Origin of the sequence: Pseudocitrobacter corydidari, assembly GCF_021172065.1 — a bacterium.
In the GTDB taxonomy this organism is placed as follows: domain Bacteria; phylum Pseudomonadota; class Gammaproteobacteria; order Enterobacterales; family Enterobacteriaceae; genus Pseudocitrobacter; species Pseudocitrobacter corydidari.
In genome coordinates, this window is the sequence record NZ_CP087880.1 from 710628 (window position 1) to 726952 (window position 16325).

General features: G+C 53.2%; 10 protein-coding genes and 3 pseudogenes. 6 read left to right on the forward strand and 7 right to left on the reverse strand.

What is annotated here, in order from left to right; translation table 11 throughout:
• The first annotated feature begins 2 nt into the window (after positions 1-2).
• The 6 genes from G163CM_RS03190 (at position 3) to ldtA (ending at position 5774) form a co-directional block, all read left to right on the forward strand.
• A complete protein-coding gene (locus tag G163CM_RS03190; RefSeq protein ID WP_231826898.1) occupies positions 3-818 on the forward strand; it encodes an energy-coupling factor ABC transporter ATP-binding protein in 816 nt (271 codons plus the stop codon).
• Positions 815-2341 (forward strand): cobyric acid synthase, encoded by a 1527-nt coding sequence (locus G163CM_RS03195; protein WP_231826899.1) that lies wholly within the window; start codon positions 815-817, stop codon positions 2339-2341. Before G163CM_RS03190 ends, G163CM_RS03195 begins: the two co-directional genes overlap by 4 nt.
• A complete protein-coding gene (gene cobU / locus G163CM_RS03200) occupies positions 2335-2880 on the forward strand; it encodes a bifunctional adenosylcobinamide kinase/adenosylcobinamide-phosphate guanylyltransferase (RefSeq protein WP_231828322.1) in 546 nt (181 codons plus the stop codon). The genes G163CM_RS03195 and cobU overlap by 7 nt, the downstream gene beginning before the upstream one ends.
• Positions 2877-3617, forward strand: a complete 741-nt coding sequence (gene cobS, locus G163CM_RS03205) for an adenosylcobinamide-GDP ribazoletransferase (RefSeq protein WP_231828323.1) — start codon at positions 2877-2879, stop codon at positions 3615-3617. Before cobU ends, cobS begins: the two co-directional genes overlap by 4 nt.
• 30 nt (positions 3618-3647) lie before the next feature.
• Positions 3648-4703: a nicotinate-nucleotide--dimethylbenzimidazole phosphoribosyltransferase gene (gene cobT, locus G163CM_RS03210; protein WP_231826900.1), complete on the forward strand. Its 1056-nt coding sequence runs from the start codon at positions 3648-3650 to the stop codon at positions 4701-4703.
• Positions 4704-4844: 141 nt separating this feature from the next.
• Positions 4845-5774: a L,D-transpeptidase gene (gene ldtA / locus G163CM_RS03215; RefSeq protein WP_231826901.1), complete on the forward strand. Its 930-nt coding sequence runs from the start codon at positions 4845-4847 to the stop codon at positions 5772-5774.
• 427 nt (positions 5775-6201) lie between these two features.
• Here ldtA and G163CM_RS03220 read toward each other — a convergent pair whose 3' ends face one another.
• From G163CM_RS03220 to G163CM_RS03250, 7 genes and pseudogenes are all read right to left on the reverse strand, one after another.
• Positions 6202-6561, reverse strand: a complete 360-nt coding sequence (locus tag G163CM_RS03220) for a YbbD-related protein (RefSeq protein WP_231826902.1) — start codon at positions 6559-6561, stop codon at positions 6202-6204.
• Between the two features lie 68 nt (positions 6562-6629).
• Positions 6630-7403: pseudogene (locus G163CM_RS03225) on the reverse strand (RHS repeat-associated core domain-containing protein); the annotation flags it as partial.
• Positions 7404-7609: 206 nt separating this feature from the next.
• Positions 7610-7885, reverse strand: a complete 276-nt coding sequence (locus tag G163CM_RS03230; RefSeq protein ID WP_231826903.1) for a DUF6258 family protein — start codon at positions 7883-7885, stop codon at positions 7610-7612.
• A gap of 125 nt (positions 7886-8010) precedes the next feature.
• A pseudogene (locus G163CM_RS03235) lies at positions 8011-9295 on the reverse strand (RHS repeat-associated core domain-containing protein); the annotation flags it as partial.
• A gap of 92 nt (positions 9296-9387) precedes the next feature.
• On the reverse strand, positions 9388-9720 hold the full coding sequence (locus tag G163CM_RS03240; RefSeq protein WP_231826904.1) for an NTF2 fold immunity protein: 333 nt from the start codon (positions 9718-9720) through the stop codon (positions 9388-9390).
• Positions 9720-11630, reverse strand: a pseudogene (locus G163CM_RS03245) (DUF4329 domain-containing protein); the annotation flags it as partial. The gene G163CM_RS03240 and the pseudogene G163CM_RS03245, both read right to left, overlap by 1 nt.
• Before the next feature lie 270 nt (positions 11631-11900).
• Positions 11901-16163, reverse strand: coding sequence for an RHS element core protein (locus G163CM_RS03250; RefSeq protein WP_231826905.1), 4263 nt, complete (start codon positions 16161-16163; stop codon positions 11901-11903).
• Between the last annotated feature and the right edge of the window lie 162 nt (positions 16164-16325).

The following is a 16325-nucleotide window of genomic DNA, read 5'->3' on the forward strand; positions in this document are numbered from 1 at the left end:
GGATGCTCGCGACCAACAATCTCTGTTTTCGCTATCAGGATTCTCCCGTGTTGACCGGCCTGAATCTTGATTTCTCTGCGCAGGCCGTTACCGGGCTGGTAGGGGCCAACGGCTGTGGAAAATCGACGCTGTTTATGAATTTAAGCGGGATATTACGCCCGCAGCAGGGCGCAGTACTGTGGCAGGGTAAACCGCTGGAATACAGCAAACGCGGGCTGTTGGCGCTTCGCCAGCAGGTTACGACCGTCTTTCAGGACCCGGACCAGCAAATTTTCTACACCGATATCGACAGCGATATCGCTTTCGCGCTGCGCAACCTGGGCGTGAATGAGGCGGAAATCGCCCGTCGCGTCGAGGACGCGCTAACGCTGGTGGATGCACAGCACTTCCGTCATCAACCGATTCAGTGTCTCAGCCATGGGCAGAAAAAGCGCGTGGCGATTGCCGGCGCGCTGGTGCTGAAGGCGCGCTATCTGTTGCTTGATGAACCGACTGCTGGGCTTGATCCGTCCGGGCGCACGCAGATGATTGAGGTCATCAGGCGCATTGTTGGCCAGGGAAATCACGTGGTGATCTCCAGCCACGATATTGACCTGATTTATGAAGTGAGCGACGCGGTGTATGTCATGCACCGGGGTGAAGTGCTGGCCGAGGGCGCGCCGGGCGACGTATTTTCCCGCGCGGATGTAATGGCGAAAGCCGGGTTGACGCAGCCCTGGCTGGTAAAGCTGCATGCCCAACTCGGCCTGCCGCTGTGTAAAACCGAAGATGAATTTTTCAGCCGTATGCGCAACAACAGTCAGGGACACACATCATGACGCAGGCAATTATGATTCAGGGTACCGCGTCCGACGTCGGCAAAAGTGTGCTGGTGGCGGGGCTGTGCCGTATTTTTCATCAGGACGGGCTGAAGACCGCACCGTTTAAATCGCAGAATATGGCCCTTAATTCCGGTATCACGCCGGACGGCAAAGAGATGGGGCGGGCGCAGATTTTTCAGGCGGAAGCCGCCGGTATTACCCCGGACGTGCGCATGAACCCGGTGCTGCTCAAACCGACCAGCGACCGCAAGGCGCAGGTGGTGTTGATGGGCAAAGTCATGACCGATATGGACGCCGTCAGCTATCACGACTATAAGCCGCGCCTGCGTCAGCAAATTCTTGAGGTCTATACCAGCCTTGGGCAGGAGTACGACGCGCTGGTGCTGGAAGGCGCGGGTAGCCCGGCAGAAATTAATCTGCGCGATCGCGATATCGTCAACATGGGCATGGCCGAACTGGCGCAGTGCCCGGTGATTCTGGTGGCTGACATCGACCGGGGCGGCGTTTTTGCCTCTATTTACGGCACGCTGGCGCTGCTGCTTGAGCATGAGCGCGCGCGGGTAAAAGGGGTGATCATCAATAAGTTTCGCGGCGATGTATCGCTGCTGATGCCTGGCGTTAAACAGATTGAAGACCTCACCGGCGTCCCGGTGCTCGGCGTGATGCCGTGGCTGGACGTCGACCTTGAAGAGGAAGACAGCGTCGCTATGCAACGGGGGCTTTATCGCCATATTGGCGATCGCCCGGTCACCATCGCGGTGGCGCAACTTCCGCACTTATCCAACTTCACCGATCTCAATGCGCTGGCGGCGCAGCCGGATGTGCGGGTGCGTTATGTGCGCACGCCGGAGGAACTGGCCGATGCCGACCTCATCATTCTGCCCGGCAGTAAAAATACACTTGGCGATCTTAACTGGCTGCGGCAAAGCGGCCTTGCGCAGGTGCTGCTGGCACGGCATCGCGAAGGCACGCCGGTGATGGGCATTTGCGGCGGCTATCAGATGCTTGGCGAAACTATTACCGACGAGATTGAATCCGGGCTCGGCGTACTACCGGGTCTGGGGCTGCTGGCGACCGACACGCTGTTTGCGCCGGAGAAAACCACCGAGCAAACGCGCGCGCGCCTGCAAACCGCGCTTCCCGGCTGGCTGGCGAGAGTCTCCGGGATGGATATCTCCGGGTATGAAATTCATATGGGGACCACCACTCGCCACGCGCACTGCCGTGCGGCGCTGGAGCTGCATCGCCCGGACGGCTCTACGCTTGCCGACGGCGCAGTCAGCGACGATGGGCTGGTATTCGGCACCTATCTGCACGGTCTATTCGACAGCGATGCCTTCACGCGCGGCATCGTTAACGCTTTGCGTCAGCGCAAAGGGCTTTCCGCGCTGGACGTTACGGTGAGCTATGCCGATTACAAAGCGCAGCAGTTTGATATCCTCGCCAACGCGATGCGTGAACATATTGATATCGAGAAGGTTTATCAGATTATGCACGACTATCAGGAGCCGCAATCATGATACTGGTCACCGGTGGCGCGCGCAGCGGTAAAAGCCGTCACGCGGAATCCCTGCTGCGCGATTACCCGCGCGTGCTTTACATCGCCACCTCGCACATTACCGATGCGGAAATGGACGCGCGCATTCAGCATCACCGCGATAGCCGTCCGGCGCACTGGCGCACCGCCGAACGCTGGCAGGATTTAGACGCGGTGATCGCCCCGACCAACGATCCCGATGAAGCCATTTTACTCGAGTGCGTGACGACGCTTGTAACCAACGTGCTGTTTGCCAACGGCGGGGAAGGCGACGTTGATAACTGGGATTTCGCGGCGCTGGAAAGGGCGGTGGACCTGGAAATTGAGAAGCTTATTATAGCCTGCCAGCGCTGCCCGTCATTGGTGGTGCTGGTAACCAATGAAGTGGGAATGGGGATCGTGCCGGAGAATCGTCTGGCGCGCCATTTTCGCGACATTGCCGGGCGAGTGAATCAAAAACTGGCGCAGGCGGCGGATGACGTCTGGCTGGTGGTGTCAGGAATTGGAGTCAAAATAAACTGAGCAGGATTTTCTTTGCCACGCTGTCTTTTATGAGCCGTTTGCCGGTGCCTCAGCGCTGGTCGCAGGGTCTGGATATCGATCAATATGTCCGTGGCATCGTCACGTTTCCCCTTGTCGGTTTGCTGCTTGGCGTATTAAGCGGGCTGGTCTTTATGCTGTTACAGCCCTGGTGCGGCTTGCCGCTGGCGGCATTTTTCGCGGTGCTGGCGCTGGCGCTGTTGACCGGCGGTTTCCATCTTGATGGCCTGGCTGATACCTGTGACGGCGTCTTCTCTGCGCGTCGGCGCGAGAAAATGCTGGAGATCATGCGCGACAGTCGCCTGGGCACGCACGGCGGATTAGCGCTTATTTTTGTTCTGCTTGGCAAAGTGCTGGCGGTGAACGAAGTGGCGCTGCGGGATACGCCGATGCTGGCGGCGCTGGCCTGCGCCTGTATCGCCGGTCGCGGCTGCGTGGTGCTGCTGATGTACCGCCATCGCTATGCGCGTGAAGAGGGGCTGGGCAATCTGTTTATTGGCAAAGTCACTTTCCGCCAGGCGGTGATAACCCTCGTGCTCACTGCGGTGCTGGTGGTGACGCTGCTGGGCGCGCATGGGCTACGCGCGCTGCTGGTGACGTTTATCGCCGTGTTTATTCTTGGCCAGTTGCTCAAACGAACGCTGGGCGGCCAAACGGGTGACACCATGGGCGCAAGCATTGAACTGGGCGAACTTGTCTTTCTGCTGGCGTTGATTTAAGCCAGCCTTAACGGATCATCGGGGAAAAAGATGCAAACTCTCTCTACGCAGCTCGCCGCCATTCCGGCGTTAGATAGCGCCGCGATGGCGCAGGCGCAACACCATATCGACGGATTACTTAAGCCGCCGGGAAGCCTGGGGCGTCTCGAGGCGCTGGCGATACAGCTGGCGGGCATGCCGGGGCTAAAAGGAAAGCCGCAGGTGGCGCAAAAAGCGATTCTGGTGATGTGCGCCGATCATGGTGTCTGGCATGAAGGTGTGGCGATTTCGCCGCAGGTGGTCACCGCCATTCAGACCGCCAACATGACTCGCCACAACACCGGCGTTTGCGTGCTGGCGGCGCAGGCGGGTGCGAAAGTGCATGTGATTGACGTCGGGATTGACGCCGATCCTATCCCTGATGTGGTTAACATGAAAGTGGCGCGCGGCAGCGGCAACATTGCACGTGGCCCGGCAATGCGCCACCAACAGGCGCAGGAGTTGCTGCTGGAAACCATCCGCTATACACAAAATCTGGCCCAGCAGGGCGTGACGCTGTTCGGCGTTGGCGAGTTGGGCATGGCGAATACTACGCCCGCCGCGGCGATTGTCAGTGTGTTAACGGGCGCCGATCCGCAGGAATCTGTAGGTATTGGCGCGAACCTGCCACAGGCCCAGTTGGCGAATAAAGTGGAGGTGGTGCGACGCGCGATCGCCGTTAACCAGCCCAATGCTGCCGATGGCGTTGATGTGCTGGCAAAAGTGGGCGGTTTTGATTTAGTCGGTATGACGGGCGTGATGCTGGGTGCGGCATCCTGTGGCCTGCCGGTGGTACTGGACGGTTTCCTCTCTTACGCCTCAGCGCTGGCTGCATGTCGAATCGCCCCAGCGGTCAAACCTTATCTGATCCCCTCACATCTGTCGGCGGAGAAGGGCGCCCGTATCGCGCTGGAAGCATTGCAGCTTGAGCCATATCTCAACATGCAGATGCGTCTGGGTGAAGGTAGCGGGGCGGCAATGGCAATGCATATCGTGGAATCCGCCTGCGCCATCTATAACAACATGGGGACGTTAGCCGAAAGCAATATTGTTCTGCCAGAGAAGTAATTTTCCCCTCACCGCTCCGCTCTGGAGCGGTTTCGCTTAGCCTAAATAGAATTCCCCTCGTTAAACACTGCCTTTATCAGCGGAAGTTGGATAAAAAAGCTATAATTAACAATTATCTTTCACGGCTGAGGAAGGGAAATTATGTGTCGTGTCAAACTGTTATGCTCCGCTATGTTGCTGCTTGCCAGCCAGAGCGTTCTGGCGGTGACCTACCCGCTGCCCCCGGAAGGAAGCCGTCTGGTCGGCAGCCCGTTAAAAATCATCGTTCCTCTCGACAGTAACTTCCCGCTAGAAGCCTTTGCTGCCCGCTACGGACAGGGGCTGAGCAATATGCTGGAGGCCAACCCTGGCGTGGATGTTTATCTTCCCGCACGCGGCACGACGCTGACCATCCCGCAGCAGCTCATCCTGCCTGATACGCCACGCGAAGGTATCGTGATTAACGTCGCGGAGATGCGACTTTACTACTACCCCCCGGACGGGAGCAGCGTTGAAGTTTTGCCGATTGGTATCGGCCAGGCAGGACGCGAAACGCCGCGCAACTGGGTAACGAAAGTGGAGCGTAAGCAGGAGGGGCCGACCTGGGTGCCGACAGCCAATACGCGCCGTGAATATGCCAAAGAGGGCAAAACCCTGCCCGCGATGGTGCCTGCCGGGCCAGAAAACCCGATGGGGCTGTACGCTATATATATTGGCAGGCTGTATGCCATCCACGGCACCAATGCGAATTTTGGTATTGGCCTGCGCGTCAGCCAGGGCTGTATTCGCCTGCGTAACGACGATATCAAATATTTGTTTGATACGGTGCCGGTGGGTGCGCGAGTACAAATTATCGACCGCCCGGTGAAATATACCACCGAGCCAGACGGTAGCCGCTGGCTGGAAGTTCACGAGCCGTTATCGCGCAACCGTACTGAATATGAATCGGATAAAAAAGTCCCGCTCCCGGTCACGCCAGCCATGCAGGCTTTTGTGCGCGGGGAAGGGGTAGATGCTAACCGGGCGCAAAGTGAAATGCAGCGTCGTTCGGGCATGCCGGTGAATATCAGTGCGGGGAGTGAGCGTTTCTGATTTGTAGAACGCAAAAAGCCCGCTAAAATGGACTGCGACTCAAAAGCGGGCTTTTCGAACTTTCATAGTACTGAGTTTTCCCTGTTTTAGGATGAACAGTAACAACCGCACCATGACCAAGAGGCAAATTGAACCCCATTACGGTATTAATCAGGTAATAGTCATAGTTAATTTGTGTCGCATCCAACCCCGACGCATCATATTTTGATGACCACTCTGCTTTCCTCTTCGCGTTGACCGGCACCAGCGGCAAATTCTATACACATAGGGAATATATTAATTACATAATCTTCTTTTTACTTCTATTGACTCTAATTTGCAGGTATATTCATGATTGCGGCATCGAGTAACATTTGTTAAATAATATATATTGCTGTCTTTATAATTTCCTATAAGATATAATATCTCATCTCCATCCATGTTTATTTCAGTCTTGCACCAAACTTTGTCCACCAATCCATCTTCTTTTTTTATATATTCTTCGCCATCTGTAGATGCAAAGTTGACCAACATCACTATTAAAGTGATGACTATTATCATTATCAAGAAAAAATTTTACACCGAATTTATTGAAATCTAGGTTGGAATGAAAATAAATATTGTTTGATTTTTTTGGAAAAAAACTTGGTAACCATGTTTTTACTCCAGAATTATCAGGTATAGAAGGATAATCTTTAAATTTCATCTCATTAACCTCAATTGAATCTCTTATGTAATATGCAATAATGTTCCAAAAAATCAAAACAGCAATCCCACATGTAAAATATCTCATTAATAATCTTTTCACTACTCAATACACCCTTCTTTAGTTAACTTATTGATCGTATTTTTATGTGTTGGATCTATAAATTGTTTTCATCTGTCAGGACAAGTTTGTTCTGGCGGACATGTGATGCCATACATACTAACTTTAAGGTCGGCGGCGTTATAAACTGCCATATCATAAGGTGATAAACTGCCTTTCCCATATAAGCCAAAACTATTTAAGAACGCATCCCTTTTTTCTTTTAGTCCACCAAGAAAAGTTGCATATGATTCAGATGCAACTCTAGACTTAGATACACGGCAAAATGCACTACAATGAAAAAATTGATCGCTGCCAACTAAGTTTAATCTTTTCATATCATAATGACTTTTACTCAGTATGCTATAAGCCCCTGCATTCATATACCAAGACTCAATAGACATTGCATCTGTTACTGCGGATTTCATTCCATCAGGATTAACGAATTGGCCCAATGCACTTGCCATTTGGTCATACAATCCCAGCGGATCAATGCCTGTCACTGGATTTAAAGGATATTTATATAGATTCCACCCTCCCTGCAACCCCACAGGATCTTGGGTGATATGCCTGCCCTGTGGCGTATTGTTGTACCGGTTCCGGTTATAGCACAGCCCCGACTCCTCATCGTGCTGCTGTCCCGGCAGGCGGTATGGCTGGAACAGGTGATGCGGGTTCTCCTCGTTAAGCTGGTTTCCCCACTCGTCATATTCCACGCTCCACGCCGTATTGCCGTCTTCGCTGATGAGCGCCAGCGGCAGCCCCCGGTGGTCACAGTGATAAAGATGCAGTGAGCGTGCCGGTGTGTACTCCGGTTCTACCTGTGTTGCCAGTTGCGTTCTCGTTGGTCTGCGTGGTGACGCGTCCGGCATTGTCGTGCTCCATGCTGCGCGTCAGCCCGCCCTGGGTGGTACTGACCGCCTTTCCCCACGCATCACCTTTTGTTATATTCTAAGTTGCATTCAACCGAAGTTTGAACTGATCGATTTTTTCTGCGCAGATCATACGCATCTGTCGGCGGACAAAACACTTGCACAATTTACTACTGATATCAGATAAGTCTTTTCTTAAACTTATCTTCAATCCAGCTGTTTTTGCTCCTTATTATCATTGTACTTAGTTTATCACAATATGGCCTGCCTATTGAAAGGATAGTAAAAATATTTATGCCGTCCTCTTCTTTAAAATCATATTCTATTATATAATCTCCCGGCATCATACCCATTGGGGATAATTCAAAATATTGAATGTCAGAAAAAACAAGATATCCCTCTTCAATGTTTTCAGATTCATCCCAATCTCCGCTGGCATCACCCTCTGAGAGCAAGACTGAAATAACATCTATTTTAACTCTTAACTCTTAACTCTTACCTCTGATGTCCAACTGTTTATCTCAACCGCCAATATTCCTCGATCACCCAAGTATACTTCACGGTTCATATTTACCTCACCTTAAATTGGATCAATATAGCCACACATGGAATCGGCATCTTCCTGACTTACATTGTATTCCATTTCTTTAGTCATAGCGCAAAAGCACTGACCAGTAGTTCCATTTTTACAGCTTCCAAATGTATACATATGAGCTATAGAACTAACAAATGAAAATATACCCATCATTTTTACGTTGTAAAAATGGGCGGCCTTACTATTTGCAGGATCAATTTCTCCGTTAATATCAAGGGAGCCCCCTTGGCCAGTATTATGAGGTCCAGTTCCTGGCAAATGAGCATGCGCGGGAGGTTTTGTATTAGCAGGAGGATGTCCTAAAGGATCTGAACGATACATATCTGAACCGTTGGCATAAGTTGTATGTATACTAGTGGGATTAATCTTATTAGGCGGATATCCAATAACTTTCCCACCAACAGGTACCGCCATCACATTTCCTCTGGAATCAACAGCAAAGCTTCCTATTGGCTGTTTAGTTAAGGGATCAATCACACATGACTGTCCTGCTGCTTTTTGTCCTGGAGAGGGCAAAAGTAATTGTTCTAGCCCAAGAGGATCAATATATTCAATAGGATTCAGGGAATACGTGTATGGATTTAATCCTCCATTCAACCCAATCGGATCCTGGTAATATACCTTCCCAACAACGGGTCATAGTACCGGTTCCGGTTATAGTACAGCCCCGACTCCTCATCGTGCTGCTGTCCCGGCAGGCGGTATGGCTGGAACAGGTGATGCGGGTTCTCCTCGTTAAGCTGGTTTCCCCACTCGTCATATTCCGCGCTCCACGCCGTATTGCCAGTTGCTCCACCGTCAGTCCGCACTGTGCCAGCCACTGGCGGCTTTCGTTACTCACGCGGTCTGCCCGGATTTTATCCTCCAGCCTGTCCAGCAACCGCACCAGCTCAGTCGGGAATACCACACCATATCCGTCCTCGCTTCCTTCCTGCTGTAACTTCTCCGCCAGGCTGCGGCGCTGCGCTTTCTGCAGCTCACCATTCTCTGTTTCGATACGGATGAGCGGCGTGAAGCTCCCCGGCTGGTATACCGTCTGGATGCGGGTCTGGTCCGTCTGTATCGTCGTCAGCCGGTCACCGTCCCAGCCGTACCATGTCACCTCCGGTTTGCGCGACAGTGACATCCACCCCGTCAGGTCACGCATGCGACGCCACATCCGTTTCCCCGTCCGGCGGCCCAGCGGCTCGTAGAGGTAGCGGCTCTCCACCTGCGGCACGCCGTGCTGTATCCGCGTGTAAAATACCATGCGGTGCTGGCTGTCATAATTCAACATGGACAATTTTTATTTAATGGATCATTATAAAAAAGACAGTCAATTCATTCAGAATTACTTGCCCGAAAAGTTGCGAATTAGTTGCATTATTTTCCATGGGTAAATGATATAACTCGCCCGTCTAATTTATCTATTTTGATTACAAAAACGCCTCCCGTTGTATTAGGCTTAATATTTCCATTAACCTGCCAAAACTTACCTTCATCACTAATATGATAGGGTTTTTCTCGTTGAGCATTATTTTTACCATAACGTTCTTCCACATATACCTCAGCTAGTTTTTGCACTAATTCTTTATTCGCAACAAGATAATCTTTACTAACATCTGTGCTTTTAGAAAAGCATTCCACCGATTCTCCATGAGAGAATAAAGATAACAATAAAAATATTATTGGTTTTAATTCAAGAATGATTTCCATCAATATATCTCCCCATTCGCATGTATAAGACACTGACTTGGCAAGCCTGGCTTGTTGATAGATTGATTACCATTTGGATCTACTTTTTGGAATATCCCTTTAGGCGTGCCAAGGTAATTAGGGATACCTTTTCTTCTAGATAATTCTTTGTCATCCGGAGAAAATTCTTCATCCTTATAGTGACCATTACTATCTGAACCGTGTGTATGATATATAGAAACTGCTTCTGTTTCCTTAGGGCATGGACTTTTGAAAGGATAGGATTCACTTACATCTCCTTTATTAGGTGGTGTATAAAAATATTTATTATTTTTATCCTTACACACTAACCCTGCATGCTCGACACCTTGACATATTGAATGCCCATTTATTTTTTTCAATGCTTCGAATGCGGCTTCATCTAAACTATCGAATTTATCCGGTCCAACAACAACAGAAAACAGTCGGCAAACTCCTTCATGACACGCCCCCGATTTTGCATCATCCCATGCCGATAATCCCAATGGATCTATTTTTATAACAGGATTCAGTGGATACGCATACAGATTCCATCCACCAGTCAGCCCAATGGGATCCTGACTGATATACCTTCCCAACAACGGGTCATAGTAACGGTTCCGGTTATAGTACAGCCCTGACTCCTCATCGTGCTGCTGTCCCGGCAGGCGGTATGGCTGGAACAGATGATGCGGGTTCTCCTCATTCAGCTGGTTGCCCCATTCATCATACTCCCCGCGCCACACCGTATTACCGTCTTCGCTGATGAGCGCCAGCGGCAGTCCACGGTGGTCGCAGTGATAAAGATGAATTTTTCGCTCAGGCAAATAAACCGGCTCTATCTGTGCCGCCAGCCGCTCCGCCGTCAGCCCGCACTGTGCCAGCCACTGGCGGCTTTCGTGACTCACGCGGTCTGTCCGGATTTCCTCCTCCAGCCTGTCCAGCAGCCGCACCAGTTCAGCCGGGAACACCACACCGTGGCCGTCCTCGCTTCCTTCCTGCTGTAACTTCTCCGCCAGGCTGCGGCGCCGCGTTTTCTGCAGCTCACCATTCTCTGTTTCGATACGGATGAGTGGCGTGAAGCTCCCCGGCTGATAGACCGTCTGGATACGTGTGGTGTCGGTCTGTACCGTCGTCAGCCTGTCTCCGTCCCACCCGTACCATGTCACCTCCGGTTTACGCGGCAGCGACATCCACCCCGTCAGGTCACGCTCGCGACGCCACACCCGTTTCCCCGTCCGGCGGCCTAGCGGGTCATAGAGGTAGCGGCTCTCGACCAGTGGCTCGCCATGCTGTATCCGCGTATAAAACACCAGGCGGTGCTGGCTGTCGTAGTGGTAATGGTGTGTCCGCTCGTCGTACATCCGGATAACCCCTTCCGGGATGCGGCCCGTCTTCTCGGTCAGCCTGCCGTACTCATCGTAGCGATAGACATAGTGCGCATCTTCCGCGATGCGGTTATCCGGCCACACCGTGAGCGTGCTGTCCGGGTGCAGCTCCGGGTCCGGCAGCCGGTTGCCCGCCGGGTCGGTGGCATACGGGATGCAGATGTCCAGGTCTGAGGTGGTCGTGCGTACGCTCGCCAGTCTGCCCGTGACGCTGTAGCCGTACTCCCGCGTCTGTCGCGGGCCGCTGATGCGCACCAGGTCGCCGTTGTCATTCCTGCTGTAGTCACGGTCATACACCAGGCTGTTCAGGCGCTGGCTCTGTAACTGACCAGCCGGGTTGTATGTGCTGCTCAGTTCGTATGCATTATTGCCGAAGCTGCGCACCGTCTCGCGGTGCAGCCTGTCGCGCGTGTACTCCAGCAGCGGCGTCCCGCCCAGCTTCATTCCCGCAAGATAACCGCTGCCATACGTCAGCCACTCCACCGGTGGCAGGCTGTCCGGCTCCTGACGGTTCGCCAGCCCCTCTAACATTGGCATCCTCCATGCAGCCTACATCTAACAAATAAACAATCATGCTTTTTTGTATTTTCTGAATAAACGATACGAAATATAAAAAAATGCGCACCCCATACAAAATCTAATTACTGTTTTCGTGATAAAATGCAACTCACTACCAGCTTGCACCAAATAAAAACTTCTTACTATAAAAAATGAAAAATAAAAAGATTCAATTGATAAAAACAAAGAAATGGCACTTAATAATAAAATCAAATATTTCATATACACAGCACCTCTTTAGTGCGGGCTATTAGCACAAATCACATCTGGAGAATCCATTAGATTATGCCCATAGCTTAATAACTCTTTTCTCCACTGAGCTACAAACTGCCCAGTATTCAAAACCCTGTCAGCCCAAATAACCACAGTCATACCAGGTATCGATATTGATGGTTCCTTAAGAGGAATTTTTACTGGCATTTTTCCCACTGGTATCGTTACACCTGTTTTCCACTCATTTAATGGCCCACTATTATCAGATGCTTTACAAGTGAGTGCTACATCCAAGCGTCCAGACACATTAAATTTCATATCAGCTATATAATCTTGCAATCCCTCTTGTCTGACTATCGAATCCAACCCCATATATTCAGCATTTGAAATAGATGGTATAACACTGTCTATCTTGCCAGTAATTTTTATTCCCTGTGCATCGGGGATAGATGTTGAATTCGATCTATACCATGGGTTATCCAACATAGCCTTCGATAATTGTGATTGAATACCAGGGGAATTAATAAATGCATGATCAAATAGCCCTAAAGGATCGATAGAACTAACTGGATTTAATGGATACTGATACAGATTCCATCCTCCTTTCAGTCCTATCGGATCCTGGGTAATATATCGTCCCTGTAACGGGTCATAGTACCGGTTTCGGTTATAGTACAGCCCTGACTCCTCATCGTGCTGCTGTCCCGGCAGGCGGTATGGCTGGAACAGATGATGCGGGTTCTCCTCGTTAAGCTGATTTCCCCACTCGTCATATTCCGCGCTCCACACCGTATTGCCGTCTTCGCTGATGAGCGCCAGCGGCAGTCCACGGTGGTCGCAGTGATAAAGATGAATTTTTCGCTCAGGCAAATAAACCGGCTCTATCTGTGCCGCCAGCCGCTCCGCCGTCAGCCCGCACTGTGCCAGCCACGCATGGCTTTCACTGCTCACGCGGTCTGCCCGGATTTCCTCCTCCAGCCTGTCCAGCAGCCGCACCAGTTCAGCCGGGAACACCACACCGTGGCCGTCCTCGCTTCCTTCCTGCTGTAACTTCTCCGCCAGGCTGCGGCGCCGCGTTTTCTGCAGCTCACCATTCTCTGTTTCGATACGGATGAGTGGCGTGAAGCTTCCCGGCTGGTAGACAGTCTGGATACGTGTGGTGTCGGTCTGTATCGTCGTCAGGCGGTCGCCGTCCCACCCGTACCACGTCACCTCCGGTTTACGCGACAGCGACATCCACCCCGTCAGGTCACGCTCGCGACGCCACACCCGTTTCCCCGTCCGGCGGCCCAGCGGGTCATAGAGGTAGCGGCTCTCGACCAGTGGCTCGCCATGCTGTATCCGCGTATAAAACACCAGGCGGTGCTGGCTGTCGTAGTGGTAATGGTGTGTCCGCTCGTCGTACATCCGGATAACCCCTTCCGGGATGCGGCCCGTCTTCTCGGTCAGCCTGCCGTACTCATCGTAGCGATAGACATAGTGCGCATCTTCCGCGATGCGGTTATCCGGCCACGCCGTGAGGGTGCTGTCCGGGTGCAGCTCCGGGTCGGGCAGCCGGTTGCCCGCCGGGTCCGTCGCATACGGGATGCGGATATCCAGGTCTGGTGCGAGGGTGTGCACGCTCGCCAGTCTGCCCGTGACGCTGTAGCCGTACTCCCGCGTCTGTCGCGGGCCGCTGATGCGCACCAGGTCGCCGTTGTCATTCCTGCTGTAGTCACGGTCATACACCAGGCTGTTCAGGCGCTGGCTCTGTAACTGACCAGCCGGGTTGTATGTGCTGCTCAGTTCGTATGCGTTATCGCCGAAGCTGCGCACCGTCTCGCGGTGCAGCCTGTCGCGCGTGAACTCCAGCAGCGGCGTCCCGCCCAGCTTCATACCCGCCAGATAACCGCTGCCATACGTCAGCCACTCCACCGGCGGCAGGCTGTCCGGCGTGACGCGATTTGCCAGCCCCTGTTCGTTGTACGCGTGCCCCGTCTCATGCTGCCAGAGCAGTTCCCCCGTCTCAGGGTTATGCACCGTCTGGCGCTCGCCGGTGAGGCGGCCTTTATCATCATAGCCATAGTGGACGGCAACCCGGTGGCCTTCGCTGAGATGGCTGATGTCTGTCAGCCAGCCGTGGCTGTCATACTGCCACTGTTCTGCCGCTTCGCCGTTCACTGTACGGTGCGTGATACGGTCCGATTCGTCGTAGTGCCAGAGGGTGATGAGTTCCTCATCCTCGCTCTGCGTGAGTTTTCCGGTCAGGTCATAACGGTAACGTTGTGTCCGCCCGTCAAAGCCGCTCTGCCGTACCAGGCGGTCCAGCGCATCGTAACTGAAGTCGCTGTGACTGCCGTTCTCGTTGGTCAGCGTGGTGACGCGTCCGGCAATGTCGTACTCCATGCTGCGCGTCAGCCCGCCCCGGGTGGTGCTGACCGCCTTTCCCCACGCATCGTACTGTGTCTCGCTCCGGTTGCCGTCCGGAGAAATGACCGCTGTCAGGTCGCCTGCGGTGTTGTATTCGTAACGGGTTTCATGGCCCTGTGCGTCTTTCACCGAGATTAACCGGCCACGGTTATCGTGGCTGCGGTAAAGGCTGATACCTTCCTCACGGTGAACCGCCGTCATCTGGCCGAAGCGGTCATATTCATAGCGGGTCTGGTAGCCCGAGCAGTCGGTGAACGCCAGCAACTGCCCGTAGCGGCTCCAGGTCATCTGCCGGACGCTGCCCGTTGCGTCCGCTGTTGCGGTCGGTAATTCACTGTGTGGATTATCATAGCTGTAGCGGGTGACATCGCCGTTGCGGGCGGTTTCCTGCATCATCCGCCCGTACTCATCATATTTCCGGCGTATTTCCAGTCCGTCGGGCCCGGTGGCTGAGGTTAACTGGTTCTGGTCGTCGTAACAGAATGTCGACTCCCTGCCGTCCGGTGTGGTGATGCACGTGACGAGCCCCGTCACCACACTGGAGTGGTATTCTGTTATCCGGCCTGCCGCATCCGTCTGTGACTGAAGGCGACCCACAGCGTCAAACCGATTCTGGATAATGCTGCCGTCAGCCTGCTCTTTTTTCACCACCCGCTTCAGCCCGGCTTCGTCCTGCGTATGCAGTACCTCACGCCGGTTCAGGCTGTCGGTGATGGTGATACGGTTTTTCTCATACTGATAGGTGTAGCTTAAGCCTGCCGGATTACGTTGTTCCGTCACGCGCCCGATGTCATCGTAGCGGTAGCGCATCTCCGGTCTGCCCACGTAACGGTGCGCCACCATCCGGCCCCGGTATTTATCATCGTAAGTAAAGCTGCGAATCTGCGTGCCGCTGCGGTCACAGACGGCAGCCAGTTCACCGCGTTGCGTCCAGTCGTATCGCACCAGCGGCGCGGCGGGTAAATTCTCCGGATATTCCGGGTCATGTATCAGCCACACCGCTGAAAGGCGAATACCGTTATCCCGGCCATATTCCGTGTAGCCTGGCAGCGAATCCGGAATATCCGGCTGTTTTGCTCCGGCAACAATTGCCTGCTGCCGGGCCTCTTCTGCCCGCAGTGCCTGGGTGGTCAGCACCAGCCGGAACTGACGGCCTGCGCCATCAGTCACACCGGTGATTTCCCCGGCAAACTGACCTGCCGCCTCACGGTGGAAAGTCTGCGTGCGCCCGAAACGGTCCACCAGACCGGTCAGCACCCGGTACGGCGGCAACGGGGCAGGCAGCACCTCATCCACGCCCGGCACCCGCTCACTCCAGCCGAGAATCCACCACGGCCCCAGTGGGCTGTTGGTCGCCAGATAAATATGCGGACTGGTTCGAATATATTCCGGTAGTGCCTGCCAGAGCGGGGCAAGCCGGTGGTTTTTATCCAGTTTCAGCACACCGCCGCGTACCAGCCAGAATGATTCACTGCGGCTGTAGCCGTCTTCTCCGGGAAACAGGTGCTCAAAATGAATGCTTCTGCCGCCGTTATCATTGAGTATCAGTTCGTTATCGCGTATCTGTAAGCGGGTATCCGCCGGCATTTTCCAGCCAGGGCCGAAGATACCGACGGGAGAGGGTGTTTTTGTCTGGTAGCTGCTGTAGGTACGGGAGAGGATGAAAGGCAACGGGCCGGGCAGCGCGAAATCGGTTTCGCCGGGCTGTACTTTTGCGCCCAGCAGCGGATTCACCGGGTTACCGGATGTGACTCCGCCGGGGCATACCGAGCAGGCCACGCCGGTGGGTGCGCCTATACGTACGCCTGCCGACCCCTGAACAATCAGGCCGCCGTACCGGGTCATATCGCCCTGACGCGCCGCGGGTTTTCCGCTCATGATATCATCCTTAATTTTAATGCGTTTAATCTGTCGATGTTGGTGCCATCAGACTGAATGAAAAATTACCGTTATGCTATAAAATGAAATACTCCAAATGATTTATTTTATATTTGAAACTGATCAGTGTTTGTGATGTATTTGCTGTGATTTTTATTAAAA

Excerpts from the sequence above, each read along its gene's own strand:
- G163CM_RS03195 (WP_231826899.1), top strand. The coding sequence starts at position 815 with ATGACGCAGGCAATTATGATTCAGGGTACCGCGTCCGACGTCGGCAAA.
- cobT (WP_231826900.1), top strand. The coding sequence starts at position 3,648 with ATGCAAACTCTCTCTACGCAGCTCGCCGCCATTCCGGCGTTAGATAGC.
- G163CM_RS03190 (WP_231826898.1), top strand. The coding sequence starts at position 3 with ATGCTCGCGACCAACAATCTCTGTTTTCGCTATCAGGATTCTCCCGTG.
- G163CM_RS03240 (WP_231826904.1), bottom strand. The coding sequence starts at position 9,720 with ATGGAAATCATTCTTGAATTAAAACCAATAATATTTTTATTGTTATCT.
- ldtA (WP_231826901.1), top strand. The coding sequence starts at position 4,845 with ATGTGTCGTGTCAAACTGTTATGCTCCGCTATGTTGCTGCTTGCCAGC.
- G163CM_RS03250 (WP_231826905.1), bottom strand. The coding sequence starts at position 16,163 with ATGAGCGGAAAACCCGCGGCGCGTCAGGGCGATATGACCCGGTACGGC.